Origin of the sequence: Methylobacter sp. (genome assembly GCF_004322395.1) — a bacterium.
GTDB lineage: Bacteria > Pseudomonadota > Gammaproteobacteria > Methylococcales > Methylomonadaceae > Methylobacter_A.
Genome location: NZ_SCTW01000070.1, coordinates 26,154 through 53,106 on the forward strand (window position 1 = coordinate 26,154; position 26,953 = coordinate 53,106).

The 26,953-nt window shown below is 50.7% G+C and carries 23 protein-coding genes; 14 read left to right on the top strand and 9 right to left on the bottom strand.

The window, feature by feature from the left end:
• Positions 1-52: 52 nt before the first annotated feature.
• Positions 53-2,230, bottom strand: coding sequence for a DNA helicase II (gene uvrD / locus EPO18_RS10380; RefSeq protein WP_292433293.1), 2,178 nt, complete (start codon positions 2,228-2,230; stop codon positions 53-55).
• 136 nt (positions 2,231-2,366) lie between these two features.
• Between uvrD and EPO18_RS10385 the strand changes: the two genes are divergently transcribed.
• Positions 2,367-2,612 carry a YgaP family membrane protein gene (locus EPO18_RS10385; RefSeq protein ID WP_292433294.1) on the top strand — a complete coding sequence of 82 codons (246 nt, stop codon included), beginning with the start codon at positions 2,367-2,369 and terminating at the stop codon, positions 2,610-2,612.
• A gap of 63 nt (positions 2,613-2,675) precedes the next feature.
• Here the strand turns inward: EPO18_RS10385 and EPO18_RS10390 are convergent, their stop codons facing one another.
• Complete coding sequence (locus EPO18_RS10390) at positions 2,676-3,113, bottom strand: FxsA family protein (protein WP_292433295.1); 438 nt, start codon at positions 3,111-3,113, stop codon at positions 2,676-2,678.
• Between the two features lie 88 nt (positions 3,114-3,201).
• Between EPO18_RS10390 and cutA the strand changes: the two genes are divergently transcribed.
• From cutA to EPO18_RS10430, 8 genes are all read left to right on the top strand, one after another.
• Positions 3,202-3,540, top strand: a complete 339-nt coding sequence (gene cutA / locus EPO18_RS10395) for a divalent-cation tolerance protein CutA (protein WP_292433296.1) — start codon at positions 3,202-3,204, stop codon at positions 3,538-3,540.
• The gene (gene dsbD / locus EPO18_RS10400; RefSeq protein ID WP_292433297.1) at positions 3,522-5,804 is read left to right on the top strand and encodes a protein-disulfide reductase DsbD; all 2,283 of its coding nucleotides are present in this window, start codon (positions 3,522-3,524) and stop codon (positions 5,802-5,804) included. The genes cutA and dsbD overlap by 19 nt, the downstream gene beginning before the upstream one ends.
• The gene (locus tag EPO18_RS10405; protein ID WP_292433298.1) at positions 5,801-6,316 is read left to right on the top strand and encodes a TlpA family protein disulfide reductase; all 516 of its coding nucleotides are present in this window, start codon (positions 5,801-5,803) and stop codon (positions 6,314-6,316) included. Before dsbD ends, EPO18_RS10405 begins: the two co-directional genes overlap by 4 nt.
• A gap of 693 nt (positions 6,317-7,009) precedes the next feature.
• Complete coding sequence (locus tag EPO18_RS10410; protein WP_292433299.1) at positions 7,010-8,488, top strand: methyl-accepting chemotaxis protein; 1,479 nt, start codon at positions 7,010-7,012, stop codon at positions 8,486-8,488.
• Between the two features lie 10 nt (positions 8,489-8,498).
• On the top strand, positions 8,499-8,867 hold the full coding sequence (locus tag EPO18_RS10415) for a response regulator (protein ID WP_292433300.1): 369 nt from the start codon (positions 8,499-8,501) through the stop codon (positions 8,865-8,867).
• Between the two features lie 16 nt (positions 8,868-8,883).
• Positions 8,884-9,207 carry an STAS domain-containing protein gene (locus tag EPO18_RS10420; protein WP_292433301.1) on the top strand — a complete coding sequence of 108 codons (324 nt, stop codon included), beginning with the start codon at positions 8,884-8,886 and terminating at the stop codon, positions 9,205-9,207.
• 14 nt (positions 9,208-9,221) lie between these two features.
• On the top strand, positions 9,222-11,396 hold the full coding sequence (locus EPO18_RS10425; protein ID WP_292433302.1) for a chemotaxis protein CheA: 2,175 nt from the start codon (positions 9,222-9,224) through the stop codon (positions 11,394-11,396).
• Between the two features lie 207 nt (positions 11,397-11,603).
• Complete coding sequence (locus EPO18_RS10430; protein WP_292433303.1) at positions 11,604-14,282, top strand: methyl-accepting chemotaxis protein; 2,679 nt, start codon at positions 11,604-11,606, stop codon at positions 14,280-14,282.
• A gap of 225 nt (positions 14,283-14,507) precedes the next feature.
• On the opposite strand, the gene EPO18_RS10435 is transcribed toward EPO18_RS10430, so the two are convergent.
• On the bottom strand, positions 14,508-15,065 hold the full coding sequence (locus EPO18_RS10435; RefSeq protein ID WP_292433304.1) for a hypothetical protein: 558 nt from the start codon (positions 15,063-15,065) through the stop codon (positions 14,508-14,510).
• Positions 15,066-15,330: 265 nt separating this feature from the next.
• Here EPO18_RS10435 and EPO18_RS10440 point away from each other — a divergent pair, with 265 nt between their 5' ends.
• Entirely contained in the window at positions 15,331-16,644 is a 1,314-nt protein-coding gene (locus tag EPO18_RS10440) for a GGDEF domain-containing protein (protein WP_292433305.1), read from the top strand.
• 182 nt (positions 16,645-16,826) lie between these two features.
• Here EPO18_RS10440 and EPO18_RS20710 read toward each other — a convergent pair whose 3' ends face one another.
• A complete protein-coding gene (locus EPO18_RS20710) occupies positions 16,827-17,108 on the bottom strand; it encodes a YceK/YidQ family lipoprotein (RefSeq protein WP_363331496.1) in 282 nt (93 codons plus the stop codon).
• A gap of 240 nt (positions 17,109-17,348) precedes the next feature.
• Entirely contained in the window at positions 17,349-17,834 is a 486-nt protein-coding gene (locus tag EPO18_RS10445; protein WP_292433306.1) for an aspartate carbamoyltransferase, read from the bottom strand.
• Positions 17,835-18,174: 340 nt separating this feature from the next.
• On the opposite strand from EPO18_RS10445, the gene EPO18_RS10450 reads away from it, so the two are divergent.
• From EPO18_RS10450 to EPO18_RS10460, 3 genes are all read left to right on the top strand, one after another.
• A complete protein-coding gene (locus EPO18_RS10450; RefSeq protein WP_292433307.1) occupies positions 18,175-19,005 on the top strand; it encodes an SDR family NAD(P)-dependent oxidoreductase in 831 nt (276 codons plus the stop codon).
• A gap of 215 nt (positions 19,006-19,220) precedes the next feature.
• On the top strand, positions 19,221-19,442 hold the full coding sequence (locus EPO18_RS10455; RefSeq protein WP_292433308.1) for an AbrB/MazE/SpoVT family DNA-binding domain-containing protein: 222 nt from the start codon (positions 19,221-19,223) through the stop codon (positions 19,440-19,442).
• Positions 19,439-19,870 carry a putative toxin-antitoxin system toxin component, PIN family gene (locus EPO18_RS10460; RefSeq protein ID WP_292433309.1) on the top strand — a complete coding sequence of 144 codons (432 nt, stop codon included), beginning with the start codon at positions 19,439-19,441 and terminating at the stop codon, positions 19,868-19,870. Before EPO18_RS10455 ends, EPO18_RS10460 begins: the two co-directional genes overlap by 4 nt.
• A gap of 207 nt (positions 19,871-20,077) precedes the next feature.
• Here EPO18_RS10460 and EPO18_RS10465 read toward each other — a convergent pair whose 3' ends face one another.
• The 4 genes from EPO18_RS10465 to EPO18_RS10480 all read right to left on the bottom strand — a co-directional run bounded on the left by EPO18_RS10465 (position 20,078) and on the right by EPO18_RS10480 (position 22,545).
• Positions 20,078-20,392 carry a CcdB family protein gene (locus tag EPO18_RS10465; protein ID WP_292433310.1) on the bottom strand — a complete coding sequence of 105 codons (315 nt, stop codon included), beginning with the start codon at positions 20,390-20,392 and terminating at the stop codon, positions 20,078-20,080.
• Entirely contained in the window at positions 20,392-20,673 is a 282-nt protein-coding gene (locus EPO18_RS10470; RefSeq protein WP_292433311.1) for a type II toxin-antitoxin system CcdA family antitoxin, read from the bottom strand. Before EPO18_RS10470 ends, EPO18_RS10465 begins: the two co-directional genes overlap by 1 nt.
• A gap of 279 nt (positions 20,674-20,952) precedes the next feature.
• Positions 20,953-22,164, bottom strand: coding sequence for a hypothetical protein (locus EPO18_RS10475; protein WP_292433312.1), 1,212 nt, complete (start codon positions 22,162-22,164; stop codon positions 20,953-20,955).
• 117 nt (positions 22,165-22,281) lie between these two features.
• Positions 22,282-22,545, bottom strand: coding sequence for a hypothetical protein (locus tag EPO18_RS10480; RefSeq protein ID WP_292433313.1), 264 nt, complete (start codon positions 22,543-22,545; stop codon positions 22,282-22,284).
• Positions 22,546-22,741: 196 nt separating this feature from the next.
• Between EPO18_RS10480 and EPO18_RS10485 the strand changes: the two genes are divergently transcribed.
• Positions 22,742-26,332, top strand: coding sequence for a hydantoinase B/oxoprolinase family protein (locus tag EPO18_RS10485; protein WP_292433314.1), 3,591 nt, complete (start codon positions 22,742-22,744; stop codon positions 26,330-26,332).
• Positions 26,333-26,953 lie beyond the last annotated feature (621 nt).

A 26,953-nucleotide genomic window follows, 5' to 3' on the forward strand; every position in this document is an offset into this window, starting at 1 on the left:
GGCTGTTTAATTAAAATCGGCAATCCATACTCTTAAGCAACGTGTAGCCCTACTACAACACCTCCAATTGAGCATAAGCCAGTATCAACCATTTAAGACCGACTTGCTTGAAGTTGATCTGGACTCTTTCCTGCGCGCCCTCCCCTTCCATCTGCAACACTACGCCTTCACCGAATTTGGCGTGGCTGACACGCTGGCCCAGCTTGTATTTGCCTTCTATTTGCAAAGACTGCGCTTTCGGCTGCACCGAAGTCACCGGACGCGTCACGGTGGCGCGCATTCTGACTTCCTGGATATGTTCAGGCGGTATCTCGCGCAGGAAGCGCGACGGCCTGGGGTAGCTTTCCCGGCCGTATAAACGCCTGGATTCGGCATAGGTCAGATACAAGCGCTGCATGGCGCGGGTAATGCCGACATAGCAAAGTCTGCGCTCTTCTTCCAAGCGCCCGACATCTTCAACAGACTGCTGCGATGGAAACAGGCCTTCTTCCATGCCCACTAAAAACACCTGTTTAAACTCCAATCCTTTGGCCGAGTGCAGGGTCATCAGTTGAACGCAATCGTCGAAATCGTCGCCTTGCAGTTCGCCGGATTCCAGTGTCGCATGGGCCAGGAACATGTCCAGCTCGCTTAAGCCTTCTTCGTCTTCGATATCTCCGATTGCGGTGGCGTCAAAAAGCCGGGCCGCGTTGACCAGCTCTTCAAGGTTTTCTACTTTTTCTTCGTCTTTGTCGGTCTTGTCTTTTTTATATAATTCAATCAGTCCGCTTTTTTCTACGACCAACTTGACCTTTTCATAAAGCTCAATGCCTTCCGCCTGTACTTCAAACTGCTTAATCAATTCCAAAAAGCCGATCAGCGCGTTAGTCGCCCTGGCCGATAAGGTCCGCTGGTTGATCAGCACTATCGCCGCGCCCCATAAAGACAGGTTTTGATCACGCGCTATGTTGCGAATATCATCGATGGTTTTGGTACCGATGCCGCGAGTCGGGGTGTTGACGACCCGCTCGAATGAAGCGTCGTCGTTGCGGTTGGACATCAGCCGTAAATAAGCTAATGCATTTTTAATTTCCGCCCGTTCGAAAAATCGCAGCCCGCCATAGACCCGATACGGTGTGCCGGTGGTCATCAAGCGTTCTTCAAACTGGCGGGATTGGGCGTTGGATCGGTACAAAATGGCGACATCTTTGCGCATGCCGCCTTCATTCACCCAAGCCCTGATGCGCTCGACGACAAAATGAGCTTCATCCTGTTCGTTGAATGCCGCGTACAGAGAAATCAACTCACCATCGCCGGCATCGGTCCACAACTCTTTGCCCATGCGGCCGTCATTGACGCTGATAACGTTGTTGGCGGCTTTCAGGATGTTGCCGGTCGAGCGGTAATTCTGCTCCAGCTTGATAACTTGATGGTTGGGATAATGTTTTTGAAAGTTGTAAATATTCTCGATTTTTGCGCCGCGCCAGCCGTAAATGGACTGATCGTCATCGCCGACCACAAAAATATTGTCCTTGCCTTCGGTCAACAGCCGCAGCCATGCATATTGTATGGTGTTGGTATCCTGAAATTCATCGACATGAACCTGCCTGAAACGCTGCTGATAAAACTCCAGCACGTCGGGATTGTCGCGCAGCAATTCATGCGCCCGCAGCAACAACTCGGCGAAATCCACCAAGCCGGAGCGATCGCACAGTTCTTCATAGGCTTTATATATGGAGAGCATTTGCCGCTGATAAAGATCGCCGGTCTCCATCATATGCCGCGCCCTGATGCCTTCGTCTTTTTGTGCATTGATATACCACTGCGCCTGGCGCGGCGGCCACTTGTCGGCATCGAGATTCAGCGTAACCAACAGGCGCTTGATCACCCGCAACTGGTCGGCGGAATCCATTACCTGAAAAGTTTCCGGCAACTTGGCCTGTTTGGCATGGCGTCTTAGCAACCGATGCGCGATGCCGTGAAACGTCCCTATCCACATGGATTGCGCGGACACCTTCAGCAAATCCTCAATTCTTCCGCGCATTTCCCTGGCCGCTTTATTGGTAAAAGTGACCGCCAGAATGCTGTGTGGCGATACGCCTTCCACTTGGATCTGCCAAGCGATGCGATGCACTAAAACACGGGTCTTGCCGCTACCGGCCCCGGCCAAAACCAGCATGGCTTGGGAAGGTGCGGTAACCGCCTGACGCTGAGCATCATTGAGGGGGTCTATTATTGATGTAACATCCATTGCCTAAAGCACCTAACTGTTGGATTTTTCACTTGCACATTTTTTGGAGCTGTGTATATTGCATAAGGTTCAATAATGACAAACTGAACCGTTGTTTTACTAAAGATAATAATAATTACACACAGAGGATTTTAAGATGAATTTTGATTTTAAACGTATGCTTAAATTTGAACACAATGTTGGAGAGAAAGAAAAAAAATACCGTTTATATGGGGGAGCGGGCCTTCTGGTTATTTCACTTTTCGTTCCTGGCGGTGAAGTTCTTTTATTATTGGTGGGCCTGGTTCTTGTTGCAACCGGTTATTCCGGCTGGTGCCCGGTCTATTCGGGGCTGAACAAAAATACCTGCGAAACCGAGGGCGGCTCTTCTTCAGAAGGCTAAGCTACAAAGGCACGAGACAAAAGCCGGAATTTAGCCTTGTGCCTTTACCTTGAACCTTTACCATTACTCTTCTTTATGAAACTCGCCTTCCAACACATTATTTTCAGCCTCTTTTCTCTGCTGAAAATGCGCTCCGGCCTGAACAAGATAATGTTCAATCAGATATTGGGCGATTTTTCTGCGTAACTGCGGAATCAAGCAAGCAAAGCCAATTATATCGGTAATAAAACCCGGCGTTAACAATAATGCCCCTCCCACCAGAATAATCGGGCCTTCAATCATTTCATAAGCGGGAATCTCGCCCCGCGCCAAACTTTCCTGAAAGCGCTGAAACGTTGCAAAGCCTTGCTGCTTCAATAGCCAAGCACCCAATACCGCGGTAAACACCACTAGTAAAATGGTCGGGAATGCGCCAATAATTCCCCCCACCTGTATCAGCAAATAAATTTCTGCAAACGGGATAATCAGAACAACCAGAAATAGTATTTGAAAAATTTTCATCTTAAAGAACTCATTTTGTAATCATCGTCGTTACAATATAAGGGCAATTCAGGTTAATTTCTAGGATAATATCTTAGCTCCCGTTTTTATGACCCGTAACATGCCTGCTAACCATCAAATAATCTTCTGCACTTGCCCCGATAAAGACACGGCGGAAAAAATAGCCCGGCTGCTGGTCGAAGGCCACAAAGCCGCCTGTGTAAACATTTTGCCCGGCATCGCTTCTATTTATTCATGGAAAGGTCAGATTGAATCGGCAAAGGAGCATCTATTGTTAATTAAAGCGCATAAAGACCACTACCAGTCCATTGAAACAACTGTGCGCGACCATCATCCTTACGAACTGCCTGAAATAATTGCCGTCCCTGTTGAACGCGGCCTACCTGAATACCTGCATTGGATAGATTCATGCCACTCTTTAAAATAATTTTTCTCTGTTTCCTGTCGCTTGTTAGTCAATCGGCGTTTGCGTTAAACACTGACGAAATTCTGCCGCCCAATCAAGCTTTCAAAGTTTCTGCAAAAGCGCTTGCCGCAGATCGGATTGAAATCACCTGGGATATAGCAGAAGGCTATTATCTTTACCGCAATAAAATGCACTTTGAGTCTAAAACAGGACAAATCCGCTTAGGCGATCCTGCTTTTCCGGCCGGGCAAACTCATCATGACGAGAACTTCGGCGATGTAATTATTTATCGCAATACCCTGAATATCCCGGTCTCCTTAACCGTCGAAAACGGCACATCTTCTTTGCAACTGTTGGTTCAATATCAGGGCTGTGCCGACAGGGGCATTTGTTATCCACCGCAGAAAACCACTTTCGATCTCAAACTGCCCGCACCTATCGCCAAAGTCGATCCGCTTAAGCAACTGATAAAAGGCACTCAAGGTTTAAAGCTTAATTTGTTTGAGGATGAACAATCCGCCAGGAGCGGATTGGTACGCGTAGCGCCCGAAGGGGAACGGGCAGGGACAGCCCGTTATGAACTGTTACAACCGGATCAAGCTTTCGAGTTTTTTGCATCGGTCAAAGATGACCATACCCTGCATGTTAACTGGCATATTGCAGAAGGCTATTATCTTTACCGGGAAAAAGTTCAGCTTGAATTGATTAACGCCGAAGGTGTAACGCTTGGCACTTACGAAATCCCCAGAGGCGAGCCCAAACAGGATGAAGCTTTCGGACAAGTAGAAACTTTCCACGACAAGCTCGACTTCGACCTGCCGCTTATCCGTTCCGACCTATCGGCAAAAAATATTACTTTACAGGCAAAATATCAAGGTTGCGCCGATCGCGGCGTTTGCTATCCGCCTATGAGCAAAAAAATCGATCTGTCTCTACCGATAGCACAGCAGCTCATAACGGAACAATCAGCCGCGCCGGAACTTTCCGAACAGGATCAAATCGTGCGATCCCTGCACAGGGACAGCTTATCGATAACTTTACTCAGCTTTTTCGGCTTCGGGTTATTGCTATCACTGACCCCATGCATTTTTCCGATGATTCCGATTTTGTCGGGCATTATCGTCGGTCACGGCAACCGGATTACCACCACCCGAGCCTTTTTGCTTTCGTTAAGCTATGTGCTTGCATCGGCGCTAACTTACACGGTATTCGGCATACTCGCTGCGTTGTTCGGCAGCAATTTACAAACCGCTTTTCAGCAGCCTTGGATTATCGGCCTGTTCAGCGCCATTTTTGTAGCGCTGTCCCTGTCCATGTTCGGCTTTTATCATCTGGAACTGCCCAAATCGTTACAAGTCAAACTGCATAATTCCAGCGAGATACACCGCGACGGCTCGCTGTTGGGCGCTGCGATCATGGGTGCATTATCCTCCTTGATCGTCGGCCCCTGCGTCGCCGCACCATTGGCGGGCGCCCTGATTTATATCGGCCAGACCGGCGATGCGGTGTTAGGCGGCAGCGCTTTATTTGCGTTAGGCTTAGGCATGGGCGTGCCGTTGCTGTTGTTGGGCGCTTCTGCCGGAAAACTGCTGCCCAAAGCCGGAGACTGGCTTAATTCCACTAAAGCCGTATTCGGCGTAATTATGTTGGCGGTCGCAGTCTGGATGCTCAGCCGCATTTTGCCGGGCAATGTGATCATGGTGCTCTGGGCGATGCTGCTGATATTTCCAGCCATTTATCTGAGCGCCGTCGATCCGCTACCCGAAAACAGCTCAGGCTGGCGTAAATTATGGAAAGGCTTAGGCTTGATGATGCTGGCTTACGGCCTGTTATTGTTGATCGGCTTTAGCCTGGGCAACAGCAATCCATTAAAACCGCTGCAAGGACTCGGCTTAAGCACGGCTCAAGCAGCAGAACCGGGCATCAGCTTTGAACGGGTCAACTCGATAGCCGCGCTGGAAGCCCGGATCAACCAGGCCGCCGCCAATCATCAACCGGTCATGCTGGATTTTTACGCCGACTGGTGTATCTCATGCAAGGAAATGGAAACCTATACCTTTGCGGACCCACGCGTCAAACAAGCGCTCAACGGTTATGTGCTGCTGCAAGCCGATGTGACTAATAATTCCGATGACGATAAAGCCCTGCTGGAAAAGTTTAGTTTGATCGGACCGCCGGCGATTTTGTTTTTCGGTTTGGATCATCAGGAAAAAACCGCCAACCGGGTTATCGGTTATCAGGATGTGGAAACCTTTATTAAATCATTGCAACGAGCCAAATCATGAAACAAACAGCCCTGATTATTATTGCCGCGATTCTTGCACTGGCTTTGGGGATAACCGCCCGGCATTTTTTTCCATCGCCTGAAAACACTGCTCCGAGCGCTTTACCGGGGTTCAACCTGCCCGATCTGTCCGGTCAGCAACACAACATTTCCGAATGGCAGGGTAAGGTATTGGTGATTAACTTCTGGGCAACCTGGTGCTCGCCGTGCCGCAAAGAAATCCCCGACTTTATTGCGTTGCAGGAGCAATATGCTAATAATGGGCTGCAATTTATCGGCATTGCTTTAGAGGACAAGGAGCCGGTCGCCAAATACAGCGCCGAAAGTAAAATTAATTATCCGATTTTATTGGGCGGGGATAACGGCATCGCCCTGTCTCAGCAACTGGGTAACAGTGCCGGTGCGGTTCCGTTTACCCTTATCGTTAACCGGCAGGGGCAAATCGTACACAGGCATCCGGGAGAGCTGTCCAAAGAGCAGCTAATGGAGATTCTTACGCCGCTGCTGAACTAACAACATTCTTAATCCCTTGTTCCGTTCAATGCTGCCATCTAAAATGCGCACGGCATTCCTTAATCCTAGAAAAATCAGTTAGCCACAGATTTACACAGATAAAGCTGAGTTGAGCAGCTTGCCTGCTCAAACGAAACTCATGCCCTTTGGGTATACACACCGATACTACATTAAGTTATGCAAGAAGTGCGGTTCACCAAAGGGCGCTGCAAAACACTCAGGTAACCCATTATTCACCTGTGTAAATCCGTGTCCATCCGTGGCTCAACCGCTCTTTTCAGATTAAACAGCTGTTTAATCGCTAAAGCACTGCCCTCGTGATTTACAACAGCGGCGCCAACTCGTTTCCCCAGTTATTTTTGCCTTTGAATAGCCTCCCGTTCGGCAGCAATTGCCGAGCGTTGCGCAATTTCCCAGCTTTTTTCCTCTGCTTTTCCGGCTATTTGTTCCGCATCTTTCATTTCAAATACCTCAATAAAATTAACATCTTGAAGCCAAAAACCGCCCAATAACGATATAAACGATATATTCGCTTATAAATTCATAAACGATAAAAACGATAAAAACGATAAAAACGATTGATTAAATCGATACAACCGATATAATTTTTCTCAAGGTCTTCGACTGGCTTGGTTTCGCACCAACCCTCATACATAAATATTGTTAATCAAGGATCACTGAGGAAATTGCAATATGAAAAAACCGATGAAATTTTATCGAAATGAGTATTGGCTGGCTTTTCCATTGCTGGTATCCGGCACGCTTGGCGCGTTAAGTTCCGTAGTGTCCGGCCGTTTTGCAACGAGTGGTTTGGCAATGGCGGTTGGTTTGATGATTATGACTGTCGGCTTGTGCTTCTGGAACCGTAACCGCTACCGGATGTCGCTACAAGCTATCGAACAGAATCTATCCGAAAACTTACAACAAAAAAACGACCAAGCTATCAAAGCCTTGCAGGATGCGCACCGTGAAACTGTTTTGCAAGCTTGCGCCGATCAAGCGGAATCGGATCGAAAACATATCGAACCATTGTTGACTGATTTGGCGCAACGCTTCAGTGCATTATCGCAACGTCTCGGCGGGCAGGATCAGGAACAAACAGTACACGGCGGTTTATCCGTCGAAGCGCAAATTGCAAATTTAGCGCAGCGTATCGACGCCTTGATAAGTCATCTCGATCAACAACTGACGAACGGCGACAAACAAGAGCAGAGCATAAATGGGCTGGATTCGCTATGCCAAAAAGTATTACCGATCTGGTCGAGTCAAGTCGAAATGGCCAGAGTGCATACCGAAGAGTCTATAACCAACTTGGCGGAACGTTTCGATGCCCTGTCGAAACGCCTCGATGCCGCCGTCATCGCGTCCCAAAATGCGGTCGGAGGCGATAACGCTTCGAATGGCGGCATCGTAGAACTGTTGCAAGACAGCCAGGCGGAGTTGGAAACCATCACCAAAGCATTGGGCGCTTCGCTGGAAGAAAAAGACAAACTGCTACGCTCAATCGAAGACCTGTCCGGCTTTACCGAGCAACTGAGCAAAATGGCCTGGGAAGTCAGCAGCATTGCCAGCCAGACTAACCTGCTGGCGCTGAACGCCGCCGTTCAGGCAGCTCGGGCCGGAGATTCCGGACGCGGATTTTCAGTGGTTGCCGATGAAGTGCGGAAATTATCGCGCTCGTCAGGCGATGTCGGCAGGAAGATTACCGAGACAATCGAATCCGTCAACGACGCGATTGAAGACACCTTAAAAATTTCCCGTAAATTCGCCACACAAGACAAACAGACGCTGAGCAATGCGGAGCAGATTATTGCTTCGGTGTTGAATCGCTTTAACAAAGCCGCTTCCGGATTGTCCGATTCCGAGGAACTGTTGCGTACTGAAAATAACGCGATCAACTATGAAATATCCGATGTTTTTGTCGCCTTGCAGTTTCAGGATCGGGTTAACCAGATTTTGATGCTGGTCGGCGACGATTTGAACAAGCTCGAACAGCATTTGAATAAGCTTAAAAATGAACAAGCCGAACAGGGAGCAGCGCCCCGCTCGGTCAATGTAGAACAGTGGCTGGAAGAACTGGCCATGACTTACACCATGGAAGAGCAGCTTGCAGCACACGAAGGCGCGAAAACCGAGATCAATACCCATCAAACCAACATTACATTTTTTTGAGGAACTAGACATGGCCAAAACAATACTGTTTGTAGAAGATTCAACTTCGGTAAGAACGGTGATGAAGAGCACCCTGACCCGCGAAGGCTACGAAGTAATTGCCGCTTGCGACGGCCAGGATGCCTTGAGCAAACTGGACGGCACCAAAATACACCTGATCATCAGCGACGTGAACATGCCCAATATGGACGGCCTGACCTTTGTTAAGGAAGCCAGACAACTGCGCGCTTACAAATTCACCCCGATCATCATGCTGACCACCGAAACTCAGGAAGAGAAAATGAACGAAGGCAAGGCCGCAGGCGTAAAAGCCTGGATCGTTAAGCCTTTTCAGCCGGCACATCTGTTGGCGGCGGTTTCGCAGCTTATTCAGGCATAACTGACGGGAGCGACTTATGACGGACGTGAATAATAAAAACCAGCCAAGCGGACGCATCGTCATAGAGGATGAATTGACCATTTATACCGCTCTGGAATTGAAAGAAAAATTGTTGACAGGTTTGTCGACGACTGAGGAGCTGGAGTTGGATCTGTCCAGGATCGGTGAAATCGATGCCGCCGGGTTGCAACTGCTGATAATGATAAAACAACAGGCGGCGGTTTTAGGCAAAGTCTTGCGCTTTACCGGCCACAGTCCGGTGGTATTGGATATTTTGGATTTGTCCGGCCTGGCCGGATTCTTCGGCGATCCGCTGCTGATTGTCTGCAAGCCCACATAAGAAGGTAACTCGACATGATTCCAGACGAATATCTACAAACCTTTGTTGTCGAATGCAGGGAACTGCTCGAACAAATGGAAGAAGCCCTGCTCATCGTAGAACAGGCCGCGGAAGATCCTGAAATTATCAATGCGATTTTTCGGGCGGCTTACACCATTAAAGGCTCGGCCGGCATGTTCGGCATCGATCATATCGTGGTATTTACCCATGCCGCGGAAAGCGTGCTGGATAAGGTGCGTAGCGGCGACATAGCCATGAGCTCCGTATTGGCGGCTTTGTTTATCGAAGCGCACGATCATTTGAGCGTATTGGTCGAGCATGTCGCCGAAGGCAGCCAAGCTCCTGAAGAAACCGACAGCCACGGTAAAAGCCTGATAGAGCAACTGGAAGCTTGCCTGGGCGAGACCGCAACGGCTCAACCGGACAATTCGCCGCCAATAGTCCATCAGCCCAAGCTGGAGCGGGAACAGAGCGAAGCGGTCGGAACCGACCTTTGGCACATATCCTTGCGCTTTGGGCCGGAAGTATTCAGGATCGGCATGGACCCGTTCTCGTTCGTGCGCTGCTTGTCCTCCCTGGGCAGTATCGTGGAACTGGTGACCATCATCGATGCGATTCCGGCAGCCGAAGAGATGGACCCGGAAACCTGCTATTTGGGTTTTGAAATCAGCTTCAGCAGTGAAGCCGACAAACTCGCAATCAACAACATCTTCAACTTCGTGCGTAGCGACTGCCTGATCCGCATCCTGCCTCCGCACAGTAAAGCCTCAGAATACCAACGCCTGATACAGGAATTGCCGGAACAGGAAATGCGTTTAGGCGAAATCCTGGTCAAATGCGGCACCTTAACCCCGGAAGAACTGGACAACATCCTGCGCATTCAATCGGCGCGCGGCGATGATCCGCAACGGCCGATAGGCGAAGTGCTGGTTGAACAACAGATGGTCAGTCCGCCGGTGGTCGAGGCCGCACTGGCAAAACAACAACAGGTTAAAGACAACAAAAAAAGCGAGGCCAACCTGATCCGCGTCGATGCCGAAAAACTCGACGAACTGATCAACCTGGTCGGCGAACTGATTATTGCCGGCGCCGGCACCAACATGATCGCCCGGCGCGCAGGCATGGCAGACCTGATGGAATCCACCGCAACGCTGTCGCGGCTGGTCGAGGAAGTCCGCGATTCCGCACTGGCTCTGCGCATGGTGCAAATCGGTGCGACTTTCAACCGCTTCCAGCGCGTGGTGCGCGACGTCAGCAAAGAATTGGGCAAAGATGTCGATCTGGTCATCAGCGGCGCGGAAACCGAACTCGACAAAACCGTCGTCGAAAAAATCGGCGACCCGTTGACGCACTTGGTGCGCAACTCCATGGATCACGGCATAGAACCTGCCGAGCTGCGTATTGCTCGCGGCAAACCGGCCAAAGGTACGCTCAAACTGAACGCCTATCACGACGCCGGCAGCATCGTGATCGAAGTCAGTGACGACGGCGGCGGCTTGAATAAAGAAAAAATTCTGGCCAAAGCCATCGAACGCGGCCTGGTCAGCGAAGGCGCCAATCTGACCGACAAAGAAATCTACAACCTGATTTTCGAAGCCGGATTCTCCACTGCCGATGCGGTCAGCAACCTATCCGGACGCGGCGTCGGCATGGATGTGGTGAAACGCAACATCCAGGCCTTGCGCGGCACAGTGGACCTGGACAGCGTCGAAGGCCAAGGCAGCACCATCCGCATCCGCCTGCCGCTAACGCTGGCGATTATCGACGGCTTCATGGTCGGCGTCGGCAATGCCGCTTATGTGATCCCGCTGGACATGGTTGTCGAGTGTATCGAATTAAGAGCCTGGGCCAGCGACGAAGGCGATGGGCAATACCTGAACCTGCGCGGCGAAGTGTTGCCGTATCGGCGGCTGCGCGACCACTTCGATAAGGAAGGCGACCTGGTGCAACGCGAGAATGTCGTTGTCGTGCGCTATGGCGAGCACAAGGCAGGCTTGGTCGTGGACAAACTGCTGGGCGAATTCCAGACCGTAATTAAACCGTTAGGCAAGTTGTTTAAAGGCGAAAAGAGCCTTGGCGGCTTCACGATACTGGGTAACGGCGAAGTCGCATTGATCGTTGATGTACCCGGACTGATGGGGCAGATAGAGCGCGAAAAGAACATAAAGATGCCGGCAGTAGCCAGATAATGCAATCGAGTAAAGCGGCGAAGTTTCGAGACGAATGTTTATAAAGCACAGGGCATTAACAGCATTGCTGGAGAAATCCGGCAAAATTTCGTTGCGGGACATTTTGAAGCGAGGTTTTCGGCCTGGAGAGGAAACCCGCTTAGTTATTCAAACAAGGGCACTGTGTTCATCACACACAATCCATAGCTCAGAGAAAGAGTAAAGACTATGAAAAACAATCAACCTGTAACGCAAAACGAAGTTCACTTCTCCGAACACGATAAGCTGGTTTCCACGACCAATCTCAAAGGTATTATCACCAGCGTCAGTCCGGCATTTGTCAAAATAAGCGGCTTTACCGAACAAGAGCTGGTAGGCCAAAGCCACAATGTCGTCCGCCATCCGGATATGCCGCCGCAAGCTTTCGAATCGTTATGGCGCACGGCCAAGTCCGGCCATACCTGGAACGGCCGCGTCAAAAACCGCTGCAAAAACGGCGATTATTATTGGGTGGACGCGCATGTGTCGCCGATTTTCAATGCCGGCCAGATCATCGGCTACCGCTCGCTGCGCTTCAAGCCGTCTCGTGCCCAGGTCGAGGAAGCGGGCAAGCTGTATGCCGACCTGAATGCCGGGCGCATCGCTAACCCGTTCAAGCCCGGCAAAATCAAAGCGTTTTTAAGCGATATTAAATTATGGCAAAAACTGATGGTCTTGGCGCTGCTGGCGGTGACGATGTTTGTGATACCGAGTTGCCTGCTGGTTATGCGCGCCAACGAAGAAATCGCGTTTTCCGCCCGCGAAAAACTGGGCGTCGAGTATGAGCGGGACATCATCAAACTGGTGCAACTCGTTCAACAGCACCGCGGACTGTCTAACATGGTGCTTTCCGGCGACCAGAGCAGCACCGGCGAATGGGAAAGCAAACGAGCTGAAGCCAACGGCCAAGCCAAAGCAATCGACGCCGTCGACAACCGCTTGTCTGAGCTGGGTTTGACCGAGCCTTGGCGGGCCGTGCGTCGTGATTGGGAACAGCTGGAAGCGGCAGTTACCCAAATGGAGCCGCAAACCAGTCTTGCCGGCCACAATGCGCTGATCGAGAAAATCTTTGTCTTTAACCGGAAGCTCAGCGATGTGTCCAATTTGGCTTTAGACCCGGAAGTCGATACCTATTACATGATGACAATTGCGCTAAATCAGCTGCCGGACATGACCGAATTGCTGGGGCAATTGCGGGCGAAAGGCGCCGGCATCCTGGCAAAAAAAGCGATCAGTCCCGAAGAAAAAGCAACTCTTTCGCAAATGGCGGAAGCACTGAGAAAAAGGCAGGTTCTGGTTGACGAAAGCGCGGCAAAAATATCGGGCGCCGATCAATCGTTACGCGCGGATATGCAGCAAATGACCGATGACGTTAATGAAGTCGTTCATTTGGTTGAAGACAACATTATCAAACCGGCGAAACCGGACTTCTCCAGCAAGGAATATTTCGACGCGCTCACCGCCACCATCGACCGGCGCTTTGTGGCTTGCAACAGCTTGATCGATGCACTGAACAAGGCGTTGGATGCCCGCATTCAACGCATCGATACGGTCAAAAACTCGATGCTGGCCGTGGTGCTGGGTTTGTTTACCGTGTTTTTAGTGCTGAGCTGGTTCATTGGCCGCGGCATTTTGCACCCAGTTTCGGCGATTGTCGAAGCGATGAGTAAACTCGGCCGCGGAGAAATGCCAGTGCGCGACGAAAACAATTACGGTTTTGAGTTTAACCAGCTCAAGGAAAGCGTGAATTTAGTGGTCTTGGCGGTGCAGGCTTTGATCGCCGACTCGATCATCCTGTCCCAAGCCGCTATCGAAGGCAAGCTGGCTAGCCGCGCCGACGCCGATAAGCATTTGGGCGATTACCGCAAGATCGTCGAAGGCTTTAACGCGACGCTGGATAGCATTGTGCTGCCGCTAAACGAAGCAATCGAGGTGCTGAACCGGGTCGAACAGGGCGATTTGACCCAGACCGTCAGCGGCGCCTACCAAGGGCAGATGAAAGAGTTCAAGGACACCGTGAATAATACCGTCGATAAACTGGCGCAAACGATCAGCGAAGTCATTAGCGCCGCAGGACAGCTTGGCAATGCCTCCGAACAGGTCAGTGTCACTGCGCAATCTTTGGCGCAAACCAGCAGCGAACAGGCAGCTAGCGTCGAAGAGACCAGCGCTTCGGTCGAGCAAATGTCGACGTCGATCAACCGGAATACTGAAAACGCCCAAATCACCGATGGCATGGCGGCCCAGGCCAGCAACGAAGCGGAACAAGGCGGCGAAGCTGTCAAACAGACCGTCGGCGCAATGAAAAGCATCGCCAATAAAATCGGCATCATCGATGACATTGCCTACCAAACCAATTTGCTGGCGCTGAATGCGGCAATCGAAGCCGCCCGTGCCGGCGAACACGGCAAAGGGTTTGCGGTGGTCGCGGCCGAAGTGCGTAAACTGGCCGAACGCAGTCAAATCGCCGCGCAGGAAATCGGCGAACTGGCCGGAAGCAGCGTTGAAATGGCGGAAAGCGCCGGCAAGCTGCTCGATACCATCGTGCCGTCGATCAAGAAAACGTCGGGCTTGGTGCAGGAAATCGCCTCCGCTTCCGAAGAGCAATTGGCCGGCGTGGGGCAAATCAATAGCACCATGAATCATCTGAACAAGATCACCCAACAGAACGCCAGCTCGGCCGAAGAGTTGGCCGCGACCTCGGAAGAAATGAGCGGACAGGCGGCGCAGTTACAGGAGTTGATGGCGTTCTTCACCATCGGTGAAATTGGTGGTGCGCTTCCTGCAGCCGCCAATTCCAAGGCTAAAATCAGCCCTTTAAAAACGACGGGGGTAAAACATGCCTATAACGAAGCCGAGTTTGTGTAAATTTTGAAATGGCACGATTCGTAGGGCGACCCGACGGTCGCCCGAAGCCTTGCTATACATTGACCGCTTCTTTCGCTATTAATACACCTAAGGAAACGCTGATTTAATCCTTCGACAAGGCTCTCCTGAGCGTAGCCGAAGGGCTCAGGATGAACGGTAAGTTTTTGATTTCGTTCGTGGTGAGCCTGTCGAACCATGAGCGAAATCGATTCATTCAGCACTTTCCTAAGCAGCATAAACATCAGCCGAATCGCCGGGATACATCAAAGATTCGATCTGCGAAGACGTCAGGATTTTTTCGGCGTTTCTCCATCCCGGCTGCCAATAAAGGGAAAAACGATGCACGGGAATGCCCATCAGCTTGCCTAATAAATGATAGGCCGTATTGCTGTTGATAGCGGCGATACCAACAATGCCGAAAGGCGTGTAAGCCACGTCAAGGCTATTCAGATAAGGCAGGGCTTTAACCGCATTGTCCCATCGCGCTAAAACCTCCTTCGGGCTTCCGGAGAACATCGGCTTCGATTGTTGACCGGCTTTAATGAAGTTCAAATTACGAGCCGGATTTAAACCGAATGAGATCGCGCGGAGTCCGAAATGGTAGAATTTCAGCTTATCGCCAATAATTCCGATCGGTTTAATAATGTTGCCGACGCTCGTTGCCAGCCCATGCAATTGGCCCAAAACCTGGCCTTTTTCGTCCCTTAACACCCAAAAATTATGTGCGGCAATACCGACAATGTCGTAGGCTCGCGCTTCAATCGTATATTTAGTTTCTGACATTTTTGGTTATGGAATAAACAATCAGGTTGAAGTGAAGCATTAACTTAAAACCAATGGCTAGGCAATGAAGTTTTAGCGGGATGGTCATTTTAAACCGATTTTTATTATTAAAAGGCTCTAAATGAGCTTTGGACCTGTTCAAAGCCGGACCGGGCATGTAAGTTAAGCGCGGCTGGGGTAATGCCGTCACCCCGACCCGGTCTTGACTGTGTAACATCAGTTATAATCATGGATAAAATCAAATTGCATACCCTATGGATCAATAATGCATTCACTCAGATTTAAATTTTCATTGGCGCTTATTATCACCAGTATGAGTGCTGTCATCGTTGTCGGCATTATCGCACAGTGGCGGGTATCGACAAGATTCGATCAAATGGCGATGGAGCGCGCTTTTGAAAATTTTCAAGCGGATGTTACAGCCTATATTGCCTCTTACGGGTCTTGGAATGAGGCACAACAGGTCGAACGATTTGACCGGTTTGTCAGACGTAGGCGCATGCCAACAGGCAGACCTCCAGATGAGCCATTCTTTTCCGGGCCGGAAAATCGGATAGATCCTGCCGGGCGGAGATTAAAACCGCCGATGCCGCATGAACCTGAGTGGGCTCCGCCGTTCCTGTTCATATTGCTCGATCCGCAGGGCAAAGTGTTACTGGGTGGCGGAAAATATGAATATGGAGAATTTGTGCCGGAGTCGGCCCGTTTGGGAGTGACTCCGATTATGCTGGAAAATCAAGTACTGGCATTGGCGATTCCACAGAGCAAGCCCAATTTATCGGCGATAGACCGGAATTATCTGGCGATAATCAGGGAAGCCCTGATATATGCATTTGTCATTGCCGGCACATTGGCGATTTTTCTCGGCTTTCTGTTCAGTAAACGCTTAAGTAAATCGCTTCATGAATTGACAATGGCTATCAGAGCCATGAACCAAGGGGAACTCCGCCAAACAGTGGCAGTGCGTGGCAAGGATGAAACAGCTATTCTTGCTGAAGCATTTAATCGTATGAGCGCCGATCTTGCCCATGCTTATGAGAAACTGGAGGAGTCCAACTGCACCATTAGTGAGCAGGCCTTACTTTTAAAAGAACTGAGCATCCGCGACGAATTGACTCAACTTTATAATCGCCGCTATTTTAATGAACAGGCGAATAAGCTTTTTAACCAAATGAAACGCTATAAGCACCCGTTGAGTTTTATGATTGGCGATATCGATTATTTCAAGCAGGTAAATGACAAGTTTTCTCACGCCATCGGCGATGAAGTGTTAAAAGCAGTCTCCGGTATATTGAAAGAGAGTACACGCGAAAGCGATATTGTTGCCCGCTATGGTGGAGAAGAATTTGTCGTTATTTTTCCTGAAACGCCGTTGATACGAGCAGTGGAACAGTGCGAAAAGCTACGCAAAAAGATTGAAAATTTCCCTTGGCCGGCCATACATCCTGAACTTCAGGTTACCATGAGCATGGGCTTGAATGACGATCTTAGCTTTACCGGCTTCGAACAGATGCTGGCAGCTGCCGATAAAAATCTGTTTCAAGCAAAAGCCGATGGCAGAAACCGGGTTTGTTATTGATTTTTGGTGGATTTGGAGAGCTTCCGCAAGGGGATAAATAAATCTAACCGTGTATTCTCAAAACCAAGGAGGGCAGAAGCGACATTCAAAGGTAGGGTGCGCAATGCTTTTTCTGCCCACCATTTAGAGGCAATAGCTTTAATTCCGCTACCGGACTAGCCATCAACTTCCGTTATCTTTCATCAGTGAAAAATCTCAGCACAGACGGTTAACGGTAAAAATAAAGAATCCAAAGCGAAACTTAAGGATATATCCAGTAATGGATAACTGGGCGGGGCCACATCAAACTTCCTAAGGACAACCTCGTTTTGGGTTAATGCTGCCCAATCAAGCCGGGTTCCACTATAAATAAACACGCGTTCAGGTAAAGGAAGCTCGGTAACATCTAAAGTGCTAAAAGTAGCGCAACCGGATTGGCTTATGATGCAAATACCCAAAAATACAATGTGATTGGTGCTTATCACGCAATTACCGAGCTGAAAATCTTCCGTTTATCGATTAAGGATTTGGTCATTAATAACTTCCCGGCATGGAGCAGGTAAAATTTTTCCGTTCGCCCTGAGCTTGTCGAAGGGTGAGCGGAAAAATTTGAGCTCCACCGCGTCAAGCCGATCATGCTTCGACCAAGCTCAGCACGAACGGTTTAATGGTCAAAAATAGTGATTCAGGGAAGTTATTTTTAACCAAATCCTAAGTTGATCTTATTAATGCTCAGATAATCCCGCACTACCGTGTTCTTTAATTTGCGCGTCAATCCAGGCATGCAGCGCATTGAGCAATTGCGGGTCTTCAGTTGAGAAAACGATTTGGCCGCCATTGTTCAATGCTTTGTATTGATACTTAATTTCACCGGCTTTGGCGGCTTTCATCTGCGCCAAGCCGGGCATATTAGCACCGTGAAATCTTTCCGTGGATGAGAAATCCCCTTTTCCATATTCCTCGGCCGTTTGACGCAAATACTGTTGCATCCGTTTTATTTGCTGGCTGTCGTTGTCAGACTTGGCAATGATCTGCATGATGCCGCCATTGGCCGTTTTGACAAAACCTTCCAACGCCCGGTCGACTGCATAAGGCAATAATTGATGAGCGTCGGTATTCTTAGCGGCATGCTTTCCGGCATCGGATTCTTGCGCTTCTGCCGCAGCAAAGAACAAAACAAGCAAATAGGCAAGCAAAGCAGTTTTTTTCATAATGATTCTCCTCGTCGATGGACAAAATTGTTTATGTGGCACCAAGCATACATGCAACTGCCAATTGATGGCGGCTAAATTGTGTTGGCAAGTTTGGACTGTTAGCGACGATATTGGCCGATACCGTCAACCTTGTCACTATCACTTTGCTTAAATAGCACGTCATACCGGCATGGACTGCCGGAATGACGTATTGGATATTTTCGTTAAACTGATAAGTGTTAAGACCGTCAACAGCAGCGCGAAACTTGGTGGAATCGAAGATAATGACGAAGCATGACCCAGGCGCCTTTTTCGGGCATCATGACAGCCTTATCGTAAAAGCGACGGTGGTAAAATCATGTTTCCTCCTGTAAATCTTGCCAGTATTCAAAATTCCGAATCGTTAGTTTATCTAGTCACAGGCGCAACCGGCGCGATCGGCAAGGTGATCGCCCGGCAACTGGCCGCGAACCCGAACGCTGAAGTCGTACTGGTTTGCCGAAATTCGGCAAAAGCCGAACAAACGGCAACGGACATTGTTGCGGCAACCGGCAACCCAAAGGTTCGTTTCGAGCTTGCCGACTTGAGCAGGCTGAAAGAGATACAAAACTTGGCCGAGCGTTGGACCGGCCCGTTGCATGCACTGATCAATAATGCCGCTTGCGCTCCGCTCGCTCGGCAGGAAACGCCCGAAGGCATCGAAATGCAGTTTGCCACCAATGTATTGAGCTATTTTTGGCTCATTGAGGCTTTCAGCGATATTTTAAAAGCCTCGGCGCCTGCGCGTATCGTCAATGTCGCCAGCTATTGGGCGGGAGGGCTGAATTTGAACGATTTGGAATTCAGCCGCCGGCGCTACGATAACGACAGCGCCTACCGCCAATCGAAACAAGCCAACCGGATGCTGACCGCCGCCTTCTCGGAAAAACTGCAACCGTTTGGCATCTCCGTCAATGCTTGCCATCCCGGCGATGTTAATTCGAAGTTGAGCAATGATTTGGGCTTCGGCGGCCACGAAACACCCGATCAGGGCGCCGAAACACCGGTCTGGTTGGCCACGCATCCTATCGGCATGGAAACGACCGGGCGTTATTACGAGCGCAAACATGAAGTGGATTGCGGTTACATCCGGGATAGGCAGGCTGCCGATACCCTGTATCGAACTTGCTTGGATTATAACGGTCGCTGAATTTGGATTTTGTCTTTTGTTGACTCGTTGTGGACTTAGGTCGGCAGTCATAGCCCGTACGTAGCGTAGCGGAATACGGGAAGAGCTGTGCCACGAAGCCCTGGATTTCGCTACACTTCATCCAGGCTACGCGCTATATGAGTGAACATAACAAAAAATCATCACAAACCATCCTTGTTATCATATAATCTTACTTCCTTACTTTGGAGGTTAACATGCTAGCGAAATTAACCAGTAAAAACCAACTGACATTGCCGAAATCGGTCGTACAGTCGGTAGGCCAGACGGAATATTACGACGTAACCGTGGAATCGGGGCGAATCGTCCTGACGCCGGTTCGAATCCAGCAGGCGGATGCGGTTCGGGCCAAGTTGGAAGCGTTGGGAATCGACGAGCAAGATGTGAAGGACGCGATTGCCTGGGCAAGGCGCGAATGAGCCGACGGGTTGTGCTGGATAGCAATTGCGTAATTTCAGCGCTGCTGTTCTCCCAGCAAAAAATGGCCTGGCTACGGCACAGTTGGCAAAACGGACAAATAACGCCGTTGGCAAGCAAAGACACGGTAACAGAGCTGATTCGCGTATTGGCTTATCCCAAATTCAAGCTCACTAAAGCGGAACAGGATATATTGCTTGCGGACTTCCTGCCTTATGCGGAGACGGTCGTAATCGAGCAGGTCCCTAACGGCCTGCCGCAAATTCGCGATCAAGCGGATCAAAAGTTTTTAATTCTTGCCGTCGCAGGCCGAGCGGAAGCGTTAATAACCGGCGATGCCGATATTCTTGAGATTAAACCCGATTTTGACACGCCACCGATTATGACGTTGGCGGAGTTTAAGGATTGGTTGGAGCCGACGGAAATTTAGACAAACGTTTTCGTCATATTTCATAGTTACCACGCGGAACACTGCTGCGATACCCTTCTAGATGTAGGCCGGAATAAGCTCGCCCGGCGACAACCAGGGTGGGCGTTTCCGGCAATCGGAACGCCGGAAACGCCCGTCCTGCGCTTAAAGCGCGGACAGGCTTATTCCGGCCTACGTCCCGCCAATTCATGCGTTCGTTTAAAGTTTTCAGAAACCCGTGAACAAAAAATTAAGCGCAGCAACAATCTCTTGACGCCGGTCTTTTAGCGAACCCACTTTATCACCTATTGCCCGGATTGGAATACCGGCCAATTCCGCGGTAGACATAAACACAGCGGTATCTTTAATTGTGAAACCAGGATTAATATGCTTGATCGCTTTACCCATAGCGGAAGCAGCTACCAGCGGTACAACTACGCGCGTCGAAAGCGTATCAAGCAAATCCGCCTGTACATCGAGCAGATAAGGAATGGCTTGATTAGTCTCTTCATTGGGATTTTCAAAAACGTCGAACTGAGCCATCAAAACCTCCGCAAACCGTCGCTGAATGCACCAGCCGTTTCAATGCGCCGGTTATAGTCTTCAATCGCTTCACAGTTTTGTTCGCGCCATTCTCGGCGTTTTTCCTCCAGCAACATCTCGATAAGGCTTTGTTCCAGAGCCTTGGAAAGATTGATGTGATGGTTTTTGGCTTGTTGCAGCAAATCGCTGTTGATGCTCAGGTTTGTGGACTTTTTCGGAGCCTGGGCGTCGTAAAAATTCTCTTGCATGATGGTCTCCAGATGCGCATTTTTGATGCGCATATAGTGATTGCTTAAATGGGCATTGGCAAGAGGTTTTAAGGCGCTTTTTTGAAATTACTCGTATGCTTGAAGACCACGCATACGGGATTACGCAAGTTCTATCTGGGGTAGCCGCTCAAGTCGTAGCCCGTATGCAGCATAGCGGAATACGGGATGAACTGTGCCACGAGGCCCCGGATTCCGCTATGCTTCATCCAGGCTACGTGCTAGGAAGCCCAACGCACGGAGCTTTAGAGTGTTGGGCTTCGTGCTTGTAGACCGCGCCTCTCATCGGAACGGTTAGCTACAATCGGCACCTGTATTCTCAGGAGCCGGTCTGCTGCGAATATGTATAGACCCACAACGGAAAAACGATTTGCACCTCTCTATTAGGTTGTAATCAAATAGCTCAGCCTCTCCTCTACAAATCTTAAGCAGCATTATTAATTCTTGAAGATCGAAAACGTGAAAATAGTCACCGGTTTCTAGAATGGCGTTTTTAAGTTGTTGTTCTATTTCTGACCAATCTCCTTCATGGGCCAGTTCTATAAGGAGAACTATGCAATGAAAAGGCTTGTCAGTAACTATTTTTATATCATCGCCAGACTGCGAGATTATTTTTTCTCCCCGTTTTACTGCCTTTGACGCGCCGACGAGCTGGGTAATGGCTTTCTTTGTCTGTTTCTTAACAGAGCTGGTTCTTCGCTCACGACTTCGATCTGAGCCTACGTTAAAAACAGAAAGATCTTTTGCCTCAAACAGGAAGGATCCGTATTTATAGAAAGTAAGTACGTCTGTTAGCTCTCGTGTTTTATTCCCTATTCTGACGCATGGGGAGTGATGCAAGCCAAATGGGAACACTGATTCCATTGCAGCCCAGACTGATTTTTCAAGGGTTGCCCCTTCATCAGGCTCGCTGATAATTACTTCTTTGGATTCATAATTTCCAATGAATGAATTATTGCTTGAGGTCCAAGATCCATATTCAACTGCAATCTCAATGGTTTCTATCTTACTTGCAGAAGAATATCGCTGGGTAGAGTCAATAGAGAAACAGAAATCATCTAAAGCCAATGAGGTTTGCGGTGTAAAATCACCACAGTAGCGCTCTTCGATAGGATTAATTAAGGCATATGCGCCTTTGGCCAATTCCTCAGAAATTGAAATATTTGACCATGCAACGCAAATATCAAGTTCGTTAAACAAAAACAGAGGAGAACTTCTTTCAAGAAGGAACCTTTTTAGAGCATTGTGTTCTTCAATATGACGCTGAATATTGCATGTAAAAACTGGAGCGTCGGATATATCATAAATTCTAGCTCCGCAGCATAAGTAATTAGATTTAACGCCAAACGCAAATCCTATGCTGCAACCAGATATTAATGATTTTAGGGTACTGGTTGGTGCCTTGATAAGTACAGCAATTTCTTCACCATAATTTGCTGGAACAAACCAAATTCCAGCCACTTCGGATCGAATTTCGCTATAGATGCGCTTCTCAGGTATATGCATAAAGGCTAACGTAAAGCTAACCGGGCGCGGCACGGAAAGCTGAAAAAATAAAACCGCATTATAACCGCGCTCCGGTTGAGCGCCATGTTAGGCGCAATGGACGTAATACATGTACTGTTACTTGCCAAATTTTTCTTCGACACGCCTTACCCCTTCAAGAATTTTCTCAGCAAATGCACGCGCCTCGGCAGTGTTGAACTCGACGGGATCTTGGTACTGCATAGCAATAACCTTGATAAATAAGAGCCCCTCTTCCTCAGATACATCACAATCGATGAACTCTTCGTATGGTGGAACATTCGGTTCGGACATGCGCAAGCCTAACGTAATATATACAACATCAAATATCTCATAAAAAATATCATATCGTATATTTTTCATGATTTTATTTAATTAAAGTCCGCTGGATTTCATTCAGAATGAAACAAGTAAAACTAATTTGACTGCCTGCACTCACCTTTATAATAGCAGTCATTATTTGGCGCGAATCCAATCCGGCTAAGCATGGCATGGCCGGCCATACCGCACCAAACACCAAAACTCCCAATTCGCAATTTTTATAAGAGGTTTAATCACGATGTCCCGCTGGCAATTTTGGATCGATAGAGGCGGCACTTTTACCGATATTGTGGCGCGCACGCCGGACGGGCGAATCGTCTCGCGCAAGCTGCTGTCGGACGACCCGGAGCATTACCAGGACGCGGCTTTGCACGGCATACGCGGCATTTTGCAAGTGCCCGGCGGCGAGCCGCTGGATGGGGCTATCGACAGCGTCAAAATGGGCACGACGGTCGGCACCAATGCGTTGCTGGAGCGCAAAGGCGAGCCGGTAGCGTTGGTGATCAATCGCGGTTTCAAAGACTGCTTGCGCATCGGCTACCAGAACCGGCCGGATATTTTCGCGCTGGATATTCGCCGGCCTGAGCAGTTGTACCAGACCGTCGTCGAAATCGACGCCCGGATCGGCGCTGGCGGCGAGGTTTTGCAAGAACTCGATACCGAACAGGCCGAGCGCGAATTGCAGGCGCTACACGATCAGGGCATACGGGCGTTGGCAATCGTAATGATGCATGCCTGGCGTTATCCGCAGCACGAACGGGCTTTGGCCGACATCGCCGGGCGCATCGGCTTCAAACAAATCTCGCTATCGCACCAGGTCAGCCCTCTGCCGAAAATCGTCGGCCGCGGCGATACCACGGTGGTCGATGCTTATCTGTCGCCGGTATTGCGCCGTTATGTCGAGCAGGTCGAACAGGGTTTGAGCGGGCAAGACGGCGATGTCCGGCTGTTGTTCATGCAATCCAACGGCGGGCTGGTGCGGGCGAATGCTTTTCAAGGCAAGGACAGCATTCTGTCCGGCCCTGCCGGCGGCATGGTCGGTGCGGTCGCCGTTGCGCATCGTGCCGGGCTGCAAAAAATCATCGCGTTCGACATGGGCGGTACCTCGACCGATGTTGCGCATTACGCCGGCGAGTTGGAACGGACTTTCGACACCGAGGTGGCCGGCGTACGCATCCGCACGCCGATGATGGCTATCCATACCGTCGCGGCCGGCGGCGGCTCGATTCTGCATTTCGATGGATTGCGTTACCGGGTCGGCCCGGATTCGGCCGGCGCCAATCCCGGACCGGCTTGTTACCGACGCGGCGGGCCGTTGACGGTGACCGACGCCAATTTGCTGCTCGGCAAACTGCCGAATTTTCCGGCGCTGTTCGGCCCCGACGGCAATCTGCCGCCCGATGCCGAGCGCGTCCGGCAATTGTTTAACGAATTGGCCGAGCGCATCCGGGCCGCGACCGGCGACTTGCGCACGCCGGAACAGGTGGCCGAAGGCTTTTTGGCGATTGCGGTCGAAAACATGGCCGAGGCAATCAAGAAAATCTCGGTGCAAAAAGGCTACCACCTCGGCGCATACGCGTTGTGCTGCTACGGTTCTGCCGGCGCGCAACATGCCTGCCTGCTGGCCGACCGCCTGGGCATGCAAACCGTGCTGTTGCATCCGTTGGCTGGCGTGCTGTCGGCTTACGGCATGGGGCTGGCCGATTTCCGGGTATTGAAGCATCAGGCATTGGAACAACTTTGGGATCAGGTCAGTTTCGATGAGTTAAACCGGCGCTTTGTCGAACTGGAACAACAAGCCTGCTCGGCCCTGCGCGAGCAAGGCTTGCCCGAACAATCGATGACCAGCCAATGGCGCTTGGCCTTGCGCTATCAGGGCACCGATACCGCATTGACGGTCGATTTTGCCGAGCCGGCCGACATTATCAGCCGTTTTGAAAGTAAGTACCGCCAGCAGTTCGGCTTTTGCTATCAAAACCGGCCGTTGTTGATTGCCGCGCTGCAAGTCGAAGGCATCGCCAGCGAGCCGCAACCGGCCGATGCGTTTGAACCGAACGCCGAAAATCGTAGCGGCCAAGCGCAAAGCGTCACTCGTGTTTTCAGCCAAGATGCTTGGCACGACGCGCCGGTGTATGACCGCGAACAACTGATGTTTGGGCAAACCATTGCCGGCCCCGCCATCGTGCTTGAACCGATTTCGACCATCGTCATCGAGCCCGGCTGGCAAGGAACCTTTCAAGCCCGCGGCGATTTGCTGCTGACCCGGCATGCCGGGACTGGCGCGCAAACCTTTAATACCCAGGCCGATCCGGTAATGTTGGAAATTTTCAACAAGCGTTTCATGTCGGTCGCCGAGCAAATGGGCTTCGTGCTGCAAAACACTGCGCATTCGGTCAACATCAAGGAGCGCCTGGATTTTTCCTGCGCACTATTCGACGCGGCCAGCAATTTGATCGCCAACGCGCCGCATATCCCGGTGCATATCGGTTCGATGGGCGAGAGCGTCAAAGCATTGCTGCAACGGCATGGTGACGGTTTCCGGCCCGGCGACGCCTATTTGTTGAACTCGCCCTATGCCGGCGGTACGCATCTGCCCGACATTACCGTCGTTACGCCGGTGTTTGGCGATGACAGTCAATTGCTGTTTTTCGTTGCCTCGCGCGGCCACCACGCCGACATCGGCGGCATTTCGCCCGGCTCGATGCCGGCCGGCAGCCGCCATATCGACGATGAAGGCGTGATCAGCGCAGGCCTGAAAATTCTGGCCCAGGGGCAATTGCAGGAAGCCGCGATCCGCGACTGGCTGAACAGCAACCGCCATCCGGCCCGCAATCCGGAACAGAACCTGGCCGACCTGCAAGCGCAAATCGCCGCCAACCAAAAAGGCTCCCAGGAATTGTTGGCGATGATAGCCGCTTATTCGCTGCCGGTGGTGCAGGCCTATATGCAGCATGTGCAGGATCATGCCGAAGCCTGCGTGAAGGTGATGTTGCAACGGCTGGACGGCGGCAGCTTTGAGTACGAATTGGATCAGGGCCAGAAAATCGCGGTGGCCGTGGCTATCGACCGCGATGCACACCGCGCCCGGATCGACTTCAGCGGCACCTCGCCGCAATTGGCCGACAACTTCAACGCCCCGGCGGCGGTTTGCAAGGCCGCGGTGCTGTACGTGTTCCGCACACTGCTGCAAGACGACATCCCGCTGAATGCAGGCTGCCTGAAACCGCTGGATATTATTATCCCGGAAGGCTGTTTGTTGAATCCGCAGTATCCGGCAGCGGTGGTCGCCGGCAATGTCGAAACCTCCCAATACATCGTCGATGCGCTGTACGGCGCTTTGGGCGTACTGGCCGGCTCGCAGGGAACGATGAACAATTTTACGTTCGGCAATGAGCGTTACCAGTATTACGAAACCATTTGCGGCGGCGCGGGGGCCGGCAACGGCTTCGATGGCGCTAGCGGCATTCACACGCACATGACCAACTCGCGGATCACCGATCCTGAAATTCTGGAGCAGCGCTTTCCGGTAGTATTGCAGGAATTCTCGATTCGCCGCGGCAGTGGCGGCAGTGGGTGTTATCGCGGTGGCGATGGCGTGATCAGACGCATCGCATTTCGTGAAGCGATGAGCGCCGGCATCCTGTCCAGCCATCGGCTGAAACCGCCGTTCGGCATACAGGGCGGTTCGCCGGGAGCGCTCGGCGTCAATCGCTTAATCAGAGCGGATGGGCGCGTCGAGTCATTGCCCGGTTGCGTAGAAATTCGGGTCGATCCGGGCGATACGATTATCATCGAAACGCCTGGCGGCGGCGGTTACGGCCGGAATTGAGTGCGTTTGGCTGTACCATCTGGATCATTGGGCGCTTTTAAATTAGAAAAGTCGCGCCTTAATTCCAATTGTGTCAAATCAATTCCATACTTGACCGTTTAGACATTGTGCAGCCCATCTATCAAGGTTATGCCGATGAGCCGCCTACCTTATCAGGGTAATTGCGCTATACGAAAAATTAACACCGTTAGTTCTCTCTCCCTCCGAGAGCATAACTATCTACACAAGTGCCAGCCCCTTCTCCCTCATGAACAAATCCGCCGGGAATTAAACCTACGAGGTTTTAAAAACCTCGCAGGTCTTCAACGGCCCCAGCGTCGCCTAAAGCAATTCTCGGTTATTTAAGATCACTCCCATTGTTAAATTCTATCTATTGAGTAGTAGGAACTTGTAGCGGCACGGATTGGGTCCCGTTTGCCGCGCCGAGCACCGGAGCTTTCGCCGGGAAATTGCCCGCAGGGGCGCGGCAAGGAGGCCGCGCGTTGTCAGAGGGCCAAGGATGGCCCTTCTGGCAACCCCCGGTGAAAGTGAGGAGCGCAGGATTTGAGCGGCAACGGGCCGCCTTTTCTTTGGATACTTTCTTTTGGCGGCGCAAAAGAAAGTATCTCGCCTTCGGGGGCG

Coding starts and splice junctions, on each gene's coding strand:
- uvrD (WP_292433293.1), bottom strand. CDS start 2,230: ATGGATGTTACATCAATAATAGACCCCCTCAATGATGCTCAGCGTCAG.
- EPO18_RS10385 (WP_292433294.1), top strand. CDS start 2,367: ATGAATTTTGATTTTAAACGTATGCTTAAATTTGAACACAATGTTGGA.
- EPO18_RS10390 (WP_292433295.1), bottom strand. CDS start 3,113: ATGAAAATTTTTCAAATACTATTTCTGGTTGTTCTGATTATCCCGTTT.
- cutA (WP_292433296.1), top strand. CDS start 3,202: ATGACCCGTAACATGCCTGCTAACCATCAAATAATCTTCTGCACTTGC.
- dsbD (WP_292433297.1), top strand. CDS start 3,522: ATGCCACTCTTTAAAATAATTTTTCTCTGTTTCCTGTCGCTTGTTAGT.
- EPO18_RS10405 (WP_292433298.1), top strand. CDS start 5,801: ATGAAACAAACAGCCCTGATTATTATTGCCGCGATTCTTGCACTGGCT.
- EPO18_RS10410 (WP_292433299.1), top strand. CDS start 7,010: ATGAAAAAACCGATGAAATTTTATCGAAATGAGTATTGGCTGGCTTTT.
- EPO18_RS10415 (WP_292433300.1), top strand. CDS start 8,499: ATGGCCAAAACAATACTGTTTGTAGAAGATTCAACTTCGGTAAGAACG.
- EPO18_RS10420 (WP_292433301.1), top strand. CDS start 8,884: ATGACGGACGTGAATAATAAAAACCAGCCAAGCGGACGCATCGTCATA.
- EPO18_RS10425 (WP_292433302.1), top strand. CDS start 9,222: ATGATTCCAGACGAATATCTACAAACCTTTGTTGTCGAATGCAGGGAA.
- EPO18_RS10430 (WP_292433303.1), top strand. CDS start 11,604: ATGAAAAACAATCAACCTGTAACGCAAAACGAAGTTCACTTCTCCGAA.
- EPO18_RS10435 (WP_292433304.1), bottom strand. CDS start 15,065: ATGTCAGAAACTAAATATACGATTGAAGCGCGAGCCTACGACATTGTC.
- EPO18_RS10440 (WP_292433305.1), top strand. CDS start 15,331: ATGCATTCACTCAGATTTAAATTTTCATTGGCGCTTATTATCACCAGT.
- EPO18_RS10445 (WP_292433306.1), bottom strand. CDS start 17,834: ATGAAAAAAACTGCTTTGCTTGCCTATTTGCTTGTTTTGTTCTTTGCT.
- EPO18_RS10450 (WP_292433307.1), top strand. CDS start 18,175: ATGTTTCCTCCTGTAAATCTTGCCAGTATTCAAAATTCCGAATCGTTA.
- EPO18_RS10455 (WP_292433308.1), top strand. CDS start 19,221: ATGCTAGCGAAATTAACCAGTAAAAACCAACTGACATTGCCGAAATCG.
- EPO18_RS10460 (WP_292433309.1), top strand. CDS start 19,439: ATGAGCCGACGGGTTGTGCTGGATAGCAATTGCGTAATTTCAGCGCTG.
- EPO18_RS10465 (WP_292433310.1), bottom strand. CDS start 20,392: ATGGCTCAGTTCGACGTTTTTGAAAATCCCAATGAAGAGACTAATCAA.
- EPO18_RS10470 (WP_292433311.1), bottom strand. CDS start 20,673: ATGCGCATCAAAAATGCGCATCTGGAGACCATCATGCAAGAGAATTTT.
- EPO18_RS10475 (WP_292433312.1), bottom strand. CDS start 22,164: ATGCATATACCTGAGAAGCGCATCTATAGCGAAATTCGATCCGAAGTG.
- EPO18_RS10480 (WP_292433313.1), bottom strand. CDS start 22,545: ATGAAAAATATACGATATGATATTTTTTATGAGATATTTGATGTTGTA.
- EPO18_RS10485 (WP_292433314.1), top strand. CDS start 22,742: ATGTCCCGCTGGCAATTTTGGATCGATAGAGGCGGCACTTTTACCGAT.